15 protein-coding genes are annotated in these 15,113 nt (G+C 72.4%); 5 read left to right on the forward strand and 10 right to left on the reverse strand.

From position 1 onward, the window contains the following. Positions 1-212 precede the first annotated feature (212 nt). The gene (locus tag OG455_RS07775; protein ID WP_266290267.1) at positions 213-1,178 is read left to right on the forward strand and encodes an IS5 family transposase; all 966 of its coding nucleotides are present in this window, start codon (positions 213-215) and stop codon (positions 1,176-1,178) included. Here the strand turns inward: OG455_RS07775 and OG455_RS07780 are convergent. Both OG455_RS07780 and OG455_RS07785 read right to left on the reverse strand, forming a co-directional pair. Then, positions 1,087-1,743 carry a hypothetical protein gene (locus tag OG455_RS07780; protein WP_266290265.1) on the reverse strand — a complete coding sequence of 219 codons (657 nt, stop codon included), beginning with the start codon at positions 1,741-1,743 and terminating at the stop codon, positions 1,087-1,089. The two genes, OG455_RS07775 and OG455_RS07780, sit on opposite strands and share 92 nt — an antisense overlap. Before the next feature lie 416 nt (positions 1,744-2,159). Further along, positions 2,160-2,594 (reverse strand): hypothetical protein, encoded by a 435-nt coding sequence (locus tag OG455_RS07785; protein ID WP_266291532.1) that lies wholly within the window; start codon positions 2,592-2,594, stop codon positions 2,160-2,162. A 102-nt stretch (positions 2,595-2,696) separates the two neighbouring features. Here OG455_RS07785 and OG455_RS07790 point away from each other — a divergent pair, with 102 nt between their 5' ends. Continuing rightward, the gene (locus OG455_RS07790) at positions 2,697-3,080 is read left to right on the forward strand and encodes a hypothetical protein (protein WP_266288802.1); all 384 of its coding nucleotides are present in this window, start codon (positions 2,697-2,699) and stop codon (positions 3,078-3,080) included. 20 nt (positions 3,081-3,100) lie between these two features. Further along, positions 3,101-4,105 carry an IS3 family transposase gene (locus OG455_RS07795; protein WP_266288800.1) on the forward strand — a complete coding sequence of 335 codons (1,005 nt, stop codon included), beginning with the start codon at positions 3,101-3,103 and terminating at the stop codon, positions 4,103-4,105. Here OG455_RS07795 and OG455_RS07800 read toward each other — a convergent pair. The 7 genes from OG455_RS07800 to OG455_RS07830 all read right to left on the reverse strand — a co-directional run bounded on the left by OG455_RS07800 (position 4,100) and on the right by OG455_RS07830 (position 10,770). After that, positions 4,100-5,218, reverse strand: a complete 1,119-nt coding sequence (locus OG455_RS07800; RefSeq protein WP_266291534.1) for a recombinase family protein — start codon at positions 5,216-5,218, stop codon at positions 4,100-4,102. The two genes, OG455_RS07795 and OG455_RS07800, sit on opposite strands and share 6 nt — an antisense overlap. A gap of 231 nt (positions 5,219-5,449) precedes the next feature. Continuing rightward, the gene (paaE, locus tag OG455_RS07805) at positions 5,450-6,517 is read right to left on the reverse strand and encodes a 1,2-phenylacetyl-CoA epoxidase subunit PaaE (RefSeq protein ID WP_266291536.1); all 1,068 of its coding nucleotides are present in this window, start codon (positions 6,515-6,517) and stop codon (positions 5,450-5,452) included. After that, a complete protein-coding gene (gene paaD, locus OG455_RS07810) occupies positions 6,517-7,035 on the reverse strand; it encodes a 1,2-phenylacetyl-CoA epoxidase subunit PaaD (RefSeq protein WP_266291538.1) in 519 nt (172 codons plus the stop codon). The genes paaE and paaD overlap by 1 nt, the downstream gene beginning before the upstream one ends. Then, the gene (gene paaC / locus OG455_RS07815) at positions 7,029-7,904 is read right to left on the reverse strand and encodes a 1,2-phenylacetyl-CoA epoxidase subunit PaaC (RefSeq protein ID WP_266291540.1); all 876 of its coding nucleotides are present in this window, start codon (positions 7,902-7,904) and stop codon (positions 7,029-7,031) included. Before paaC ends, paaD begins: the two co-directional genes overlap by 7 nt. Positions 7,905-7,916: 12 nt before the next feature. Next, positions 7,917-8,204 carry a 1,2-phenylacetyl-CoA epoxidase subunit PaaB gene (gene paaB, locus OG455_RS07820; RefSeq protein WP_266291541.1) on the reverse strand — a complete coding sequence of 96 codons (288 nt, stop codon included), beginning with the start codon at positions 8,202-8,204 and terminating at the stop codon, positions 7,917-7,919. Further along, positions 8,197-9,192, reverse strand: a complete 996-nt coding sequence (gene paaA, locus OG455_RS07825) for a 1,2-phenylacetyl-CoA epoxidase subunit PaaA (protein WP_266291543.1) — start codon at positions 9,190-9,192, stop codon at positions 8,197-8,199. The genes paaB and paaA overlap by 8 nt, the downstream gene beginning before the upstream one ends. A gap of 207 nt (positions 9,193-9,399) precedes the next feature. Continuing rightward, complete coding sequence (locus OG455_RS07830) at positions 9,400-10,770, reverse strand: M20 family metallopeptidase (protein WP_266291545.1); 1,371 nt, start codon at positions 10,768-10,770, stop codon at positions 9,400-9,402. A gap of 763 nt (positions 10,771-11,533) precedes the next feature. On the opposite strand from OG455_RS07830, the gene OG455_RS07835 reads away from it, so the two are divergent. Both OG455_RS07835 and OG455_RS07840 read left to right on the forward strand, forming a co-directional pair. Further along, entirely contained in the window at positions 11,534-11,836 is a 303-nt protein-coding gene (locus OG455_RS07835) for a GNAT family N-acetyltransferase (RefSeq protein ID WP_266291547.1), read from the forward strand. Next, a complete protein-coding gene (locus OG455_RS07840; RefSeq protein ID WP_266291549.1) occupies positions 11,829-12,293 on the forward strand; it encodes a (4Fe-4S)-binding protein in 465 nt (154 codons plus the stop codon). Before OG455_RS07835 ends, OG455_RS07840 begins: the two co-directional genes overlap by 8 nt. Positions 12,294-12,431: 138 nt before the next feature. Here the strand turns inward: OG455_RS07840 and OG455_RS07845 are convergent, their stop codons facing one another. Continuing rightward, positions 12,432-14,981: an RICIN domain-containing protein gene (locus OG455_RS07845; protein ID WP_266291551.1), complete on the reverse strand. Its 2,550-nt coding sequence runs from the start codon at positions 14,979-14,981 to the stop codon at positions 12,432-12,434. Positions 14,982-15,113 lie beyond the last annotated feature (132 nt).

Here is a 15,113-nt window from a genome sequence, read left to right on the forward strand (position 1 = left end):
AGATGCAGCCAAAGGCACCGCGCGCCTGCATCTCTGCACATATGTTCAGGCAGTCCGGTTAAGAGCGTTGTGGTGAACCGTGCGGCGTTCGAGGTTTGCAGGTGGGGAGGGTGAGCGTTCGCACGCAGGTGCCCGTGACCGCTTGGGCGTGAAGCAACGGGCCCCTTGGTAGAGAGCTGGTTGTCGAGACCGCTTTCGCCCGAGGAGGCCCGTTGCCCAACCAGTTCAGCACTCCCGGTGCCGGCGAGTCCACTGCGCTCACTCCGGGGTGTGACTGCTACGTGCACCTGTACGGGGCGATCGGGGAGGGGCACCGCGCGCCGCGCTACGACAGCGACATGACGGACGCCGAATGGGCGGTGATCCGCGGCGCGATGCCGATGCCCGCCTGGCTGGAGGGGAAGGGCGGACGCCCTGAGGCGCACTGCCACCGGGGGGTGATCGACGCGGTGCGCTATCTGGTCGACAATGGCGTCAAGTGGCGCAATCTACCTGCGGACTACCCCTTCTGGCGGGCGGTGTACGACTTCTTCCGCCGCTGGCGCCGCCACGGCTACATCCGCGAGCTCTACCAGCGCTTGCGCCGCACCGAGCGCAAGAAGCAGGGCAAGGCGACGGAGCCGAGCGCGGGCATCATCGACTCTCAGTCCGTGGACGGCTCGGAGACCTGTCCGGCCACCTCACGCGGCTTCGACGGCGGCAAGCTGCGCGACGGGCGCAAGCGCCACGTCCTGACCGACACCGGCGGACTGCTGCTGGAGGTCACCGTCACCGCGGCCAACGTGCACGACTCCAAGGCCGCCCCGGAGTTGCTCGAGGCATTCATGGCCGAGCCCGGACGGCTGCTCGAACTCGTGTGGACGGACTCCGCCTACCAGGGCCAGGAACTGGCCGACGCCTTCGCCGCGCACGGGGTGAGAGTGGAGGTGGTCAAGCGCACCGACGGAACCAAGGGGTTCAGGGTACTGGCGCGCAGGTGGGTGGTGGAGCGCACGCTCGGCTGGCTCTCGCGCTCGCGGCGCCTGAACCGCGACCACGAGCGCCGCGACGACCACCACGTGCAGATGGTGTGGTGGGCCGCCTCGATCACCCTCGGCCGGCGGATGGCCCGCCAGCGCCTGCACTGGCCCGAGTTCCGCCCGCACCGGCTCCCCGCGCCGGGCCCGGCGCGGGGATGAACAACCCGCCCGGCACCCGCCCCAGCCAGCCCCTGGCCTGCAGCGCATAGGCCCGGTGACGGACCTTCTCGATCTCCTTCAGCCGCTCTGCGTCCCGCCCCAGCGCGACAGTCAACGCCTTGACCGCCACCGGGGCACCCGCACCCGCGACCACATCGAAGACCTGCCGATAGGCCCCGGCCAGCACCTCCACGCCCAGGCCCGGCTGCCACGCAGGCGGCCGCGGATCGTAACCCGTCCGCAGGACCGAAGGCACCGCGGGCACTGCCGGCTCCGGCACGCCGTCCCCCGCCTCGTGCGGCGGCTGCGGCGGCACTTGCGGTGCCGTCACCGGCGCCAGCGCGCGAGCGGTGGGCGTCACCGCAGTCAGCGGCTGCACCATCACGGCCTCGGCCTCCTCCGCCAGCGCACGCAGCACCTCCTCCCGGCCGATCCGCGCACACTCCAACCGCTCCTGATGGACAGCCACCTGCTCCTGGGCCTCGCGCAGCAGCTCCTGCCAGGCATCCAACTCTTCCCGGGCCCGCGCCTCACGACGCTCCAGCAACGCAATCACCGACGGCACGAACGACACCTCCACCACCGACCCAACCAACCGTCAGCTGGCTGCCCTGAAGAAGCCATCCACACACCACCGTGCTGAGGAAACCGCAGCTCATCGAGCTACAGAGCGGTTCACCACAACGCTCTAACGCCGTCCCGTCTTCTCATGACAGAGAACGTCTCCACACATATTGAGCCGGGGCGGTTAACAAGCGTCAGGGTCGCGCGTGCCCTCCTCCTTCTACTCCCACCCTCGCGGCTTCTGCCACACCATCTCCAGCAGGTCCGCCGATAACCGCGCATCCTGTGGAAGCCCTACAAGCCCTGGAGCACACAGCCGCTCAATCCCGGGCCGCCACCCCAGCCGCCGGCTGGGAGGTTTCCTACAACGACAGCGGGCCGCCCGCCGGAGTCGGCAGACGGCCTGTCGGGCACCCCTCAGGCGGCAGCCAGTTCGGCCCACTTGATCGACACGCGCTTGTGGCCGTCGAACCCCCGGACACCCCGGACACCCTTGGTGATCACCACACGGTCAATGGCCAGCCGGAGCAGGTCCCGCCGAAGCGGCAAGTCGGCAGCCTCCCACGCCTCCCGCGCCCACCGGTGCTCCAGCAGGAACCCGATCTCCAGCGGCCCGCCGCCCGAAAGCTCCGTAACCCGCTCCTGCGCTGTGACCAACCGGGCCTCGGCCTCGGCAACCAGTCGGGGGAGGTGCTTCCCCATCGCGCCGCTGTAGAGCCCCGCTGCGTGCGCTTCCGCGAGCCGCTGTACGCCCGCCTCGGCGGCTTTCAACGCGCCTCTGGCCTCGTCCAGCTCCCGCGTCTCATCCGGGTGCTGGTGAGCCGCCCAGCGTTGCGCCACGACGGCCAGCAACTCCAGGTCATCCGGGTTCTCCGCCCTCTCTGTCAGCCTTGGGTGAGACGTCCCGCTTTGTCGGGTTAGCCTGAGAGGGCCCGAGTAGGAGTTCCATCCCTGATGACCAGCACCAATCCGTCCGCTGCCGACCCGGCTCCCAGGCCGAAGCGCCGCACGTTCAGTCCCGAGTACAAGCTGCGGATCGTCGCCGAGTACGACGCCGCGCCCAAGAACGAGAAGGGTGCGGTTCTGCGCCGCGAGCGCCTGTACCACTCGCACGTCACCGAGTGGCGGGCCGCGCGCGATGCCGGGGCCCTGGAGAACCTGGTCGACCACCGCACCAGCCCGGCCCGCCCGAAGAAGTCCGCCACCGAGGTCGAGAACGAGAAGCTGCGCCGGCAGGTGGAACGGCTGGAGAGGGAGCTCGCCCGGAACAAGGCAGCGTTGGAGGTCCTGGGAAAAGCGTCGGCGCTCTTGGAAATGATCTCCGAGAGCGCGGACTGAAGCACGCCGCGGACCCCGTCGTGGACGAGGCGTTCACCGCCGTCGAACACGAGCTCGGCACCACGGCCGCATGCCGGCTGACCGGCCGCTCCCGGGCCACCCACTACCGCAGGCTTCAGCCGACGCCCGCACGCAAGCCCAGGTCGCCCCAGGTCCAGCCATCGGCCCTGACAGCCGAAGAGCGCACTGCGGTACTGGAGTTGATGAACAGCCCCGAGTACGCCGAACTGGCGCCCGCGCAGATCTGGGCCCGTGAGCTGGACACCGGGCGCTACCACTGCTCGGTCTCCACGATGTACCGGATCCTGCGTGAGCGGGGGCAGTCCGGTGAGCGCCGCCGCCAGGCCACCCACCCGGCCAAGACGGTGCCCGAACTGGTCGCCGACGGCCCCTCCCAGGTGTTCACCTGGGACATCACCAAAGCTGCCGGCCCCAGGAAGGGCATCTGGTACCACGCCTACGTGATCATCGACATCTTCAGCCGCTACATCGTCGGCCACACCGTCGAACTGGCCGAATCAGCCGAGCGGGCGGAGGAGTTGATCCGCGAGACCATCGCGCGCAACGGCATCGTCCCCGAGACCGTGCACGCCGACCGGGGCACCTCGATGACCTCCAAGAAGGTCTCCCAGCTGCTGATCGACCTCGGCGTCACCCGGAGTCACTCGCGTCCGAAGGTCTCCAACGACAACCCTTACAGCGAGGCCCAGTTCAAGACCACCAAGTACATGTCCGACTACCCCGAGCGGTTCGACTCCCTGGCCCATGCCCGCGAATGGTTCGACGCCTTCATCTCGTACTACAACCACGAGCACAGGCACTCGGGTATCGGACTTCACACGCCCGCCAGCGTCCACTTCGGCACGGCGGAGGAGATCCGCGACCAGCGGTCCGTCACCCTCGCCGAGGCCTACGCGCGCCACCCCGAACGCTTCGGCCGCCGTCCCAGACCACCCGAGATCCCGAAGACGGCATGGATCAACGACCCCGCCAAGCGCAGGGAACCCGCACCACAAACCTCATAACGTCACGACCGTCTCACTGGACTTGAAATCTTCCGCCGGGTCCGCCGTGGTCAGCCGGGCGAGCCACATCCGAGTGACGAACTCCTCCAGCGGCGGGCGGCTCACTGACACCGGGGCTGGGCAAAGCTTGCCCTGCGTATGCCAGGAACAGACGTGACTGCGGCCGGTGGACGGCGCAGCCCCGCCACAACCGCCGCACTCGGCAAGGTCAGTGAGCAGATGCCGCGCGGTCCCCTGCTTCGCGCCCTGCCCACGGATCGGCATCACGTGGCCTGCCAGCGCCCGGCGCGCCCGATCGGCGAGGTCCTGCGAGACCAGCTCAACACCCTCGGCCACCACCGACACCCGGTCCCCGGCCGCGTCGCGGTATTCGACCGCGTGGCCCGGCACACCCTTGCGGTTCGTCACCTGCCATCCCTGATAGGCGGGGTTGTAGATGATCCGGTGGATGGACGACACCGACCACTGACCACCGCGCGCGGGCCGACTCGCCCATGTGTCAGCGGCGTTCATCTCCCGCGCCGTCGCCCGACCAGACTTGCCGTCGGCGATGGTCTCGAACAGCCTCAGGACCGTCGCCCAGAGATCAGCCTGCCCCGGCTTGAGCTTTCGCGTCTTCGGGTCCACGTCGAGCCCGTACGGTGCCTGCCCCAACCACTTGCCAGCGTTGCGCTGTGTGGCCTTCGTGTCCCGGACGTTGTAGCTCAGCCGGTCGGAATACTCGCGGGCCTGCTCGGCAGAGTCGATGATCCTCCGCCGATCGCGGGGCTCGGCGGAGTCCAGCCGCTCATAGTCGAAGATCAGCCGCTTACCGGCGTCCAGAATCGGCACCACGTCCCCGGCACCCTTCCGGGACCACCGGTCCATGGCGTAGCACCACAGGGCAGGAACGTCGTCCGCTCGCAGCGCCGACAGGGCCTTGTCGAACTCCGGCCGCTTGATGTCCGACCACGCCGACAGGTTGTCCACCCACACCCGCCGGACCGTGTACCCGTGGTCATCCGCCCAGCGGCGACCCCGATCCTCCTGTGCCTGCACGGACAGCAGGTCGCGGGCTTCGCGCTCCCGAACGACCTTGGACTTCCGTAGGTACAGGTCGATTTCCTCGGCCATGCTCTCAGTCTCCGCGCGTCGCTGGATCCCCGCACGTCAGAGGAGGTGCGGGGGTGTTCCAGCAACCGAGGCCGCCGATCTGGGCACCGAGATCTGCGCCTACGGCACGGCGGTGGTGATCAGCCCGGTCGCCTGAGAACGAGGCTCGCCCCGGCCCCCGACCCCCGGCCCCGGGCAACCCGGGGACCGGTCCCGCCAGCCGACCGCTCAGGCGACTGCTCAGGCGACCGCTCAGGCGTCGTAGTCGACCGTCACCTTGTCCGACACCGGCCGGGCCTGGCAGGTGAGCACGTAGCCCGCGGCCAGCTCCTTCTCCTCCAGGGCGAAGTTGCGGCGCATCACCACCTCGCCCTCGGTGACCTGGGCGCGGCAGGTGCCGCAGACCCCGCCCTTGCAGGCGAACGGCAGGTCGGGGCGCGAGTGCTGGGCACCGTCGAGAACGCTGCGGTCGCGCGGCAGGCGCAGGGTGCTGCGGCGGCCGTCGAGGACCACGGTGACCTCGCTGGCCCCCTCGGCGCCGAGCTCCTCCTCCGCGCGCTCGGCGACCGGCTCGTCCTCGGCGTGGAACAGCTCCTGGTGCACCGCCTGCGGCGCGACGCCGAGTGAGCCCAGCAGCTCACGGGCCTCGGTGACCATCCCGTAGGGGCCGCAGAGCCACCAGTGCCCGACCGCCGGCACGTCCACCAGCGCGGTCAGCAGCGCCTTGACCCGGTCGGTGTCCAGTCGACCGCTGAGCAGCTCGGCGTCCCTGGCCTCCCGGGAGAGCACGTGGACCAGCTCGAAGCGGTCCAGGTACCGGTCCTTCAGGTCGGCCAGCTCGTCGGCGAACATCACGGTGTCGCTGCGCCGGTTGCCGTAGAGCAGGGTGACCGCAGCCTCGGGGTGGGCGGCCAGCACGGTGGCGGCGATGGAGACCATGGGCGTGATGCCGGAGCCGGCGGCGACCAGCACGTGCCGGGCCGGCACGCTCAGATCGGCGGTGAACGCGCCGCTGGGCGGCAGCACCTCCACGGGGTCCCCGACGGCCGCCCGGCGCACCAGCCACTCCGAGAAGAGCCCGCCGGGCACCTCGCGCACCGCGATCCGCAGCGCTCCGCCGACCGGCGAGCAGATCGAGTACGAGCGCCGCTCGTCCGCCTCCGCGCTGACCTGGCGCAGCGTCAGCGTCTGCCCGGCCCGGAAGGCGAAGTCCTCGGCCAGCTCGGCCGGCACCTCGAAGGTGACGGCCACCGCGTCGTCGCAGAGCCGTTCCAGGACGGCGATCCGCAGGGGGTGGAACTGCGCACGGCGGGGCGCCATCAGATCTCCTTCATGCGTTCGAACGGCTCTCGGCAGGCCCGGCAGCGCCAGAGCGCCTTGCAGGCGGTGGAGCCGAACCGGGACAGCTCCTCGGTGTCGGCCGAGCCGCACTGCGGGCAGTCGACGATGAGCCGGGTGCGGCCCAGTTGCAGCAGGCCCGCCGAGGGCGGGGCGATCCCGGCGGCGGCGAGCTTGTCCCGGCCCGCCGCCGTGATCAGGTCGGTGCTCCACGGCGGGTCGAGCCGCAGCCGCACCCGCACCTCGGCGAAGCCGGCCGCGCGCAGCCGCCGGTCCACGTCGGCGGCCATCTCGGCGACGGCCGGGCAGCCGGAGTAGGTCGGGGTGAGCCAGACCGTCACCGCCTCCCCTGCCTCTCCCTCCCCGGTCTGCTCGACGCCGGCCAGCACGCCCAGGTCCGCCAGGGTGAGCATGGGCAGCTCGGGGTCCGGCACGGCGCCCGCGATCTCGGCGGCGTTCGCGGTCCCGGCGGCGTTCGCGGCTGCCAGGGTGCTCACCATGTCGCACCCGGGTGCTCGCGGGCCACGCACTGCAGCTCGGCCAGCAGCAGCCCGAGCGCCTCGGTGTGCACGCCCTCGCGGCCGGCCCGGCCGCCGATCCGGGCCAGCGGACCGACCGCCGGCACGATCAGCCCGGCCTCGGCCAGCACCTCGGCCAGTTCGGCCAGCACCGCCTCGCGCAGCTCGGCGGGATCGAGCCCGAGCCGCAGCTCCACCTCGTGCGCGGTGAACAGCTCGTCCAGCAACGGCCAGAGCGCGTCGAGACCGGCCTGCATCCGCTGGGCCGAGTACTCGGTGCCGCCGCCCAGGCGCAGCGTCCAGGCCCGTGCGTACTCCTGGTGGTAGGCAAGCTCCTTGACGCCGCGGGCGGCCACCGCCGCGAGCACCGGGTCGGGCCCCTGGGCGACCCGCAGGTAGAGGGCGCGGCGGGCGGTGGCGAAGAGCAGCAGGCGGGCGACGCAGTGCGCGAAGTCGCCGTTCTCCAGCTCCACCAGGCGCACGTTGCGGAACTCGTGCTCGGCGCGCCAGTAGGCGAAGTCGTCCTCGGTGCGGCCGGTGCCGTCCGCCTGGCCGGCCCGGGTGAGCAGCAGGCGGGCCTGGCCGAGCAGGTCGAGGCCGAGGTTGGCCAGCGCCACCTCCTCCTCCAGCTCGGGCGCCCGGGTGCACCACTCGATCAGCCGCTGGGCCAGGATCAGCGCGTCGTCGCCGAGCAGCTGGCAGTAGAGCGCGAGGTCGGCCCCGTCCAGCTGCGGCGGCACGGCGGTGTCGACGCCGAGCAGCGGATCGGCGAAGCCGGTGCCGTAGGCCCAACGGGCCTCGGCCTCGTGGTCACCCTCGGCAAGCGTCAGGTAGACGTGATCGTCCGTCATCGGGTCCCCCGATCAGATGTGCGGGACATCCTCGGGGATGTCGTAGAAGGTGGGGTGGCGGTAAACCTTGTCGCCGCTGGGCTCGAAGAACGGGTCGCGCTCGTCGGGCGTGGAGGCGGTGATGGCGTCCGAGCGGACCACCCAGAGGCTGACCCCCTCGTTGCGCCGGGTGTAGAGGTCGCGGGCGGCCAGCAGCGCCATCCGGTCGTCGGGGGCGTGCAGCGAACCGACGTGGACGTGGTTCAGGCCACGCCGCGGCCGGACGAAGACCTCGTAGAGCGGCCAGCTGTGGTCAGACATCGGACTCCTCCTGCTCCGCCGCGTGGGCGGTCCTCTGCTTCGCCGCGTAGGCGGTCGCGGCCTCGCGGACCCAGGCGCCGTCCTCGTGGGCGGCGCGGCGGCGGTCGACCCGCTCGGCGTTGCACGGGCCCTGGCCCTTGATCACCCGCATCAGCTCGGACCAGTCCGGCTCGCCGAAGTCCCAGCCGCCGCGCTGCTCGTTCCAGCGCAGCTCGGGGTCGGGCAGGGTGACGCCGAGGTGCTCGGCCTGCGGCATCGTCATGTCGACAAAGCGCTGCCGCAGCTCGTCGTTGGTGTGCCGCTTGATCCGCCAGGCCATCGACTGCGCGGTGTTGGGCGAGTCGTCGTCGGGCGGGCCGAACATCATCAGGGACGGCCACCACCAGCGGTCCACCGCGTCCTGGACCATCCGCCGCTGGCCCTCGGTGCCGCGCATCAAGGTCATCAGCAGCTCGTAGCCCTGCCGCTGGTGGAAGGACTCCTCCTTGCAGACCCGCACCATCGCCCGCGCGTACGGACCGTAGCTGCAACGGCAGAGCGGCACCTGGTTGCAGATCGCGGCGCCGTCCACCAGCCAGCCGATCACGCCGACGTCGGCGAAGTTCAGGGTGGGGTAGTTGAAGATCGAGGAGTACTTCTGCCGACCGCTGATCAGCTTCTCGGTCAGCTCCGCGCGGTCCACGCCGAGGGTCTCGGCGGCCGCGTAGAGGTAGAGGCCGTGGCCGGCCTCGTCCTGGGCCTTGGCCAGCAGGATCGCCTTGCGGCGCAGCGAGGGGGCCCTGGTGAGCCAGTTGCCCTCGGGCTGCATGCCGATGATCTCCGAGTGCGCGTGCTGGGCGATCTGGCGGATCAGGGTGGCCCGATAGGCGTCCGGCATCCAGTCGCGCGGCTCGATCCGCTGCTCGGCGGCGATCACCGCCTCGAAGCGCTCCGCCGGCTCGGCGGGCACCCCGGGCTCGGCGGCGCCGGCCGCTTGCACTGCCACCATGATGACTCCTCCCGACTGACCGTTCGGTCGGTTCCATTGTGTAGCCAGCGGCCTACCGATGACAAGGACCTACGGCTGACCGGTGGAAAGGCCGAGCGGTGGAAGGCTGACCGGCGGAAAGGCCGAGCGGCGAAAGGCCGAGGGCGAGCCCGTGCGACGGGCTCGCCCTCGGTGGTGCGCGTGCGGCGCGTGCGGCTGGGCGCGCGGTCAGGCGCGCGGCCGCACTGCCTCCGGGGTCGCGCCCGTGCGGGGCCGCAGCCGGGGCAGTGGCACCGCGAGCAGCCCGGCGAGCAGGGCGATCCGCGGCGCCAGCTGGTCCAGCGCGATGCGCTCGTCACGCGCGTGCGGACCGGCGCCGACCGCGCCGAGACCGTCCAGCGTCGGCAGCCCGCGGGCGCCGGCGAGGTTGGTGTCCCCCGCCCCGCCGGCCGGGGCGCCGTCCACCTGCTGCCCCAGCGCCGCGGCCAGCGAGCGCACGTGGCGCAGCAGCGCGTTGCCGCCGGACCGCTCGGGCCAGGCCGGGCGGCTGGAGAGCACCTCGGTGGTGATCAGCGCACCCGGCCGCAGCGCGGTCAGGTGGGCCAGGCTGTCCAGCGTGCTGCGCTGCGCCTCGGCGGTGGAGAAGCGCAGGCCGAGCTCGGCCTCGGCCTGGCCGGCCACCACGTTGGCCCTGGTGCCGCCGCGGATCCGGCCGGTGTTCAGCTCGGTGCCCGGCAGGTGGCCGAGCTGGTCGCGGACCGCGACGAGCTGGTCGACCAGCTCGTCCACCGCCGAGGTGCCGTCCTCGGGGTGGCTGCCGGCGTGTGCCTCGTGCCCGGTCACGGTGAGCTTGACCCGGCTGACGCCCCGGCGCGCGGTCTTCAGCCGGCCGTCCTCGTGCGGCGGTTCCAGGCCCAGGACGGCGGCGGCGCCGGGGAGCTGGCGCTCCACCACGCGGCGGCCGTCCGGGCTGCCGACCTCCTCGTCCGCGGTCACCACCACCCGCACCGAGTGGTACGGGCGCAGGCCGAGGTCGGCGAGGAGGGCGAAGGCGCCTTCGAGGAGGGCCAGTCCGCCCTTCATGTCGAGCACGCCAGGGCCGCTGAGCACACCGTTGTGCTCGGTCACCGGCCAGTCCGCCAAGGTTCCGGCGGGCCAGACGGTGTCGTGGTGGCCGACGAAGAGCAGGTGCGGCAGGCTCTCGTGCTGGCCGCGCCAGTGCAGCAGCAGGTGGTCGCCGGCCGCGCCCTGCTCCCGGCTGACCTCGGCGCCGGTGGCCCGGTAGCCGGCCGAGAGCTCCTCGGCGAGGTTGTTCAGCCGCACCGCGTCGCCGCTGGGCGACTCGATCCGGGCCAGGTCGGCGCAGCGGCGCAGCACCGCGCCGGAGAGGGTGCGGGCCCTGGCGGTGAGGGTGCTCGGCAGGTCGGGCAGCGCCTCGGCCGCCGCGGCCGGATCAACGCCTGGCGCCGGATCGACTCCTGGCGCCGGATTGACGCCTGGCACCGGATCGGCGGACGGCTCGGGGCCGGCGGAGGGGGCGGGGGCACTCGGGGCGGGGGCGGTCGGCAGCGACGCCGACGTGGTGGTGTGTGGGCTCACCGGGCACCTCCGCGGCGGCGTTCCGTACTCAGCGCACCCGGCGCCACCGGTCGGCCGCCGCGGCCGGCCGTGGCGGCCCTGGCCTGGCCGGCGGCCGGCGGACAGCGGTCCGGGCGGGCGCCGGGCACCGCCGCGCGCCGGGCCGACGGCCGGGCGACCCGGTGCGGCGACAGCGGTACGGCGGGTGGCCGAAGGGTCTGTGGTGCGATGGAACGGCTGCTCGACATACGTCCTCCTCGCTCGATCCGGCGGCCCCGGTACGACCGGGACCCCCGTGGGCAGCGGCCTCCAGGTTGCGGCGTGGGTGACACCGTGGCAGGGGAAGCCGAAGTGAGCCTAGAAGAACGCCTCGGTTTCCGGCGAGGTGGCCCTGCGCCGCGGACCGGACCAGGGGCGTGCGCGGGCTCGCCAGGGGTTGCTGGCGGGGGCTTCGGGGCGCGGCTGGTGGCACGTCGCGGCGCTCGGACCCGGACCGGCCGGTGCGGACGCGGTCACCGGATCGCGCCCACCTCTCCACGATGGACCTCTCGCGGCGCTTCAGCATGACGAACCGCCAACGGCGCACCGATCCACGCCGGATGGGTGATGGCCGGGTCGACTCCCGGTACCAGTTGCTCGTACCGGTTGCTCGTACCGGTTGCTCGTACCTGCCGCTCGTACCTGCCGCGCCTCACGGGGCGTCAGGCGCTCTCCGTCGTCGCGGGTCACCGATGATGGACAGCACCGAGCAGCGAACGGCCGCCCGTAGGAGGAGACAGCCCCGATGACCGTGACCGTGCACGACAATCCGTCGGCGAACCGATTCGAGGCGGAGGTGGACGGCAAGCCGGCGGGCTTCGCCGCGTACATCCGCAACGACAACCTGGTGGTCTACCCCCACACCGTGGTCGATCCCGCCTTCGAGGGGCAGGGCGTGGGCGGGACGCTGGCCAGGGCGGCGCTGGACGACGCCCGCGAGCGCGGGCTGCCGGTGCTGGCGACCTGCCCGTTCGTCCACGGCTGGATGGAGCGGCACCCCGAGTACCAGGACCTCGCGTACGAGAACCGGAGCGCCGTCAGTGACTGAGGACGCCGGGCCGCAGGAGCGCCCCCGCTCGAAGAGCTACCCGGGCGAGGGGATCGAGGTCACCTTCGAACCCGGGCTCTGCCGCCACGCCGCCGAGTGCGTGCGCGGGCTGCCGGAGGTCTTCGACACCGCGCGGCGGCCGTGGATCACGGCGGACGCCGCGGATCCGGCGCGGGTCGCCGAGGTGGTGCGCCGCTGCCCGACCGGGGCACTGACCTACCGGTGGGCCGACGGGCGGGGCGAGGAGCCGCCGCGGCCGACCGAGGTGGTCCGCACCGCGGACGGCCGGCTGCTGCTCCGCGACGAGCTGCTGCTGGACGAGGAGGGCGCGGCGGCGGGCGCGAACCGCGCGCCGCGGCCGGCCGGCGGACGGCCTGCGACGCGCGCGATGCTCTGCGGCTGCGGGAGCAGCGGCGCGCAGCCGTACTGCGACCGAAGCGGCAGCTGCGGGCGCTGACCGGTCGGGTCGGCGCCGGGGCCGGCCCGACCGGCCCGAGCTGATCGGTACAGGTCAGCGGCGGACCGGTACAGGTCAACGGCGGACCGCGCTGGGTGCGCGGTCCGCCGCCGTGGCCGGGGTGGGCCGAGGGCCGGGTCAGCCGGTGGCGGCCAGCTGCCAGCTCTGGTTGGCGCCGCCGTTCGGCGGCCACTGGATCGCCTGGGCGCCCAGGGTCAGGGACGCTCCGTCGATGTCGACCAGGTCGCCGTCCGAGCGCGCCTCCAGCGTGTAGCGGCCGTTGCCGGCCGGGACCACCAGCCACTGCTGCTCGGCGGCCCCGTTCGGCGTCCGCAGGTCGAGCTGGGTGCCGGGCAGGGGCCCCGCGCCGGGCACCTCCAGCGCCTTGCCGCTGGCCACACCGGTGATCGTGTAGTAGCCGTCACCGGTGGCGGTCAGCCGCCACTGCTGGTTGGCGCCGCCGTTGGCCGGCCACTGGATGACCGGGGTGCCGTCGGCCGTTCCCTGGTTCGCCGCGTCCAGCAGCTGGCCGCTGTTGCCGTTGACCAGCCGGTAGGTGCCGTCCAGCGGGGTGCCGCCGCCCGGGGTGATGGTCAGGTCGCTGAACTGGGCGTTGTAGTAGCCGCCGGTGCCGAGCGCGATCTGGCCCGCGCCGTAGCTGGTGTCGGTGACGGTGGCCAGGACGGTGCCGTCCAGCCGGGCGGTGATGGCGCTGCCTCGGAAGCTCAGCTCCAGGTGGTGCCAGGTGTTCAGACCGAGCGTGGCGACCTTGCCCGAGGCGAGGGTGGTGAAGCTCCAGCCCTGGCCGTCCTTGAGGATCGTCCAGCTGCCGTCGTCGCCGACCCGCAGGTTGTAGGCGTTCAGGCCGCCGTTGTTGCGGCCCTGGGTGCCGACCCGGCCGAGCAGCTCGGCGGTGCCGGAGTGTTCGAGCAGGGCGTCGACGCCGACCGTGTAGTCGGCCCAGCTCAGGTCGCCCATGGTGGTGTAGGGCTGGTCACCGGTCTCGTCGGTCCACCGGATCGGGGTGGTCGGGGCCTGCTGGCGCAGGCAGTTCCCGGTGCGGCCGCCGGCGCACGGCTCGGTCTCGAAGGCGCCGTTCATGCTGCTGAAGTAGCGGGCCTCCTGGCCGGTCGCGGTGCCGGCCAGGGTGTCCTGGTACGGCAGGGCCAGCGGGCCGCGCTGCGGGGAGGCGGCGGTGCCGGCGCCCTGGCCGGTGGTGGTCGTGACCGTGTAGATCCGGCCGGGCAGCAGGGTCAGCTGGTAGCCGCCGTCCGCCGCGGGGACCAGGTCGGGGCCGGGCACCAGATGGGCGGTGGCGGAGCTGGAGGAGAAGTCGGTGGACCAGACGTGCAGCGGGCCGCCGGGCAGGCCGCCGGTGACGTGCAGGGTCGCGGTCTGCGGTCCGGTGGCGTCCATGGTCTCGAAGACGGTGCTCCAGGCGCCGCGGTCGGGGGACGCGTAGCTGACGTAGCTGCCGTTGGCCCGGTCGCCGGCCAGGTAGCCGGAGGCGGTGTCCAGGTACTGCCAGCCGGGGGCGGTGAACTGGCTGGTCTGCGCGATGGCCCAGGTGCCGCGGCCCACCGCGTAGGCGCCGGACCAGGGCTGGTTCGCCGTCACCAGGCCCATCGTGTTGAAGCCGAGGTTGGGGTAGAGGGCGGCGACCAGCGGCCAGTTGATGAAGGCCGTCAGTTTGCCGTCGAGGTAGCCCCGGTTCAGCGCCCGGGCGATCGGGGCGGCGCCGGTGTCGGCGTCCTCGGAGCCGTTCTCGCTGGCCCAGAGCGGCTTACCGGTGGCCAGCGCGTCGGGCGTGCTGGCGCAGCTGGTCATCGCGGACATGTAGCCGCAGGGGTAGTGGGTGCCGATGATGTCGACGGCGTCGTCGAACGCGGAGTCGTCGCGCATGGCGGTGGCGACCGCCCAGGTGTCGTCGGCGCCGACCACCTGGGTCGAACCGAGGCCCTTGGCCGCCAGGGTGGAGTGCAGGTTCTCGTACCAGGCGGCGTTGTAGCCGCGCTCGTTCCAGCCGCCGAGGTAGTCGATGGCCAGGCCGTGCTGGTGGGCGCAGCCGATCCAGGAGACCAGGTAGTCGACCATGTCCTGGGACCAGAAGTTGCCGTTGCCGATCCAGCCGGGGGCACCCCAGGAGAGGGCGTAGAGCTTGATCCCGGGGTTGCGGGCCTTGGCCTGCTCCATCAGCCACCACTCGTAGCCGTTGTCGCAGTCGACGACGCCGCGGGTGTGCTCGATGGAGGACTCGGCGCCGTCGGTGGAGTTGGTGTCGCCGCCGATCTCCACCTTGAGGATCTGCAGGGCCGCTCCGGAGCCGGGCTTGAAGAGGTAGTCGAGGATCTGGTCGCGCTGGGGCTCGGGGTAGTCGAGCAGCAGGCGTGAGTTGCCGCCGCCGCCGCTGATCGCGCCGACGCCGTCGAAGGTGCGGCCGGGTGAGCGGCCGTCGACCGTGATGGCGGTGGGGGCGATGGCAGCGGGGGCGGCGGCAGGGGCAGCGGCAGGGGCAGCAGCGGCAGCGGCAGCGAGCGTGGCCGAGGGGGCCGACGTGGCTGCGGCGGGCAGGGGGGTGGCTTGGGCCCGGGGGGTGAGCAGGGCCAGGCAGAGCGCGAGGACGGCCAGTGCGGCAGGGGCGGCGCCTCGGGGGCGGCGCTGGGGTGGGGTGCGGGGGTCGGTTCGCATCAGGGTGCAGTCCTCCCGTGGTTCGCCGTGGGGGAATGTGCGCGGGTGTCGCGAAAACGAACGCAACTGAGCAAAATCACACAGTAGGGAGGGTGCGATGGGGCGTCAAGGATTGTGTACGGGTTGGCAGTT

The sequence above is a fragment of the Kitasatospora sp. NBC_01287 genome, from assembly GCF_026340565.1.
Classification (GTDB): domain Bacteria; phylum Actinomycetota; class Actinomycetes; order Streptomycetales; family Streptomycetaceae; genus Kitasatospora.

Coding starts and splice junctions, on each gene's coding strand:
- OG455_RS07790 (WP_266288802.1), top strand. CDS start 2,697: ATGACCAGCACCAATCCGTCCGCTGCCGACCCGGCTCCCAGGCCGAAG.
- OG455_RS07800 (WP_266291534.1), bottom strand. CDS start 5,218: ATGGCCGAGGAAATCGACCTGTACCTACGGAAGTCCAAGGTCGTTCGG.
- paaE (WP_266291536.1), bottom strand. CDS start 6,517: ATGGCGCCCCGCCGTGCGCAGTTCCACCCCCTGCGGATCGCCGTCCTG.
- paaD (WP_266291538.1), bottom strand. CDS start 7,035: ATGGTGAGCACCCTGGCAGCCGCGAACGCCGCCGGGACCGCGAACGCC.
- paaC (WP_266291540.1), bottom strand. CDS start 7,904: ATGACGGACGATCACGTCTACCTGACGCTTGCCGAGGGTGACCACGAG.
- paaB (WP_266291541.1), bottom strand. CDS start 8,204: ATGTCTGACCACAGCTGGCCGCTCTACGAGGTCTTCGTCCGGCCGCGG.
- paaA (WP_266291543.1), bottom strand. CDS start 9,192: ATGGTGGCAGTGCAAGCGGCCGGCGCCGCCGAGCCCGGGGTGCCCGCC.
- OG455_RS07835 (WP_266291547.1), top strand. CDS start 11,534: ATGACCGTGACCGTGCACGACAATCCGTCGGCGAACCGATTCGAGGCG.
- OG455_RS07845 (WP_266291551.1), bottom strand. CDS start 14,981: ATGCGAACCGACCCCCGCACCCCACCCCAGCGCCGCCCCCGAGGCGCC.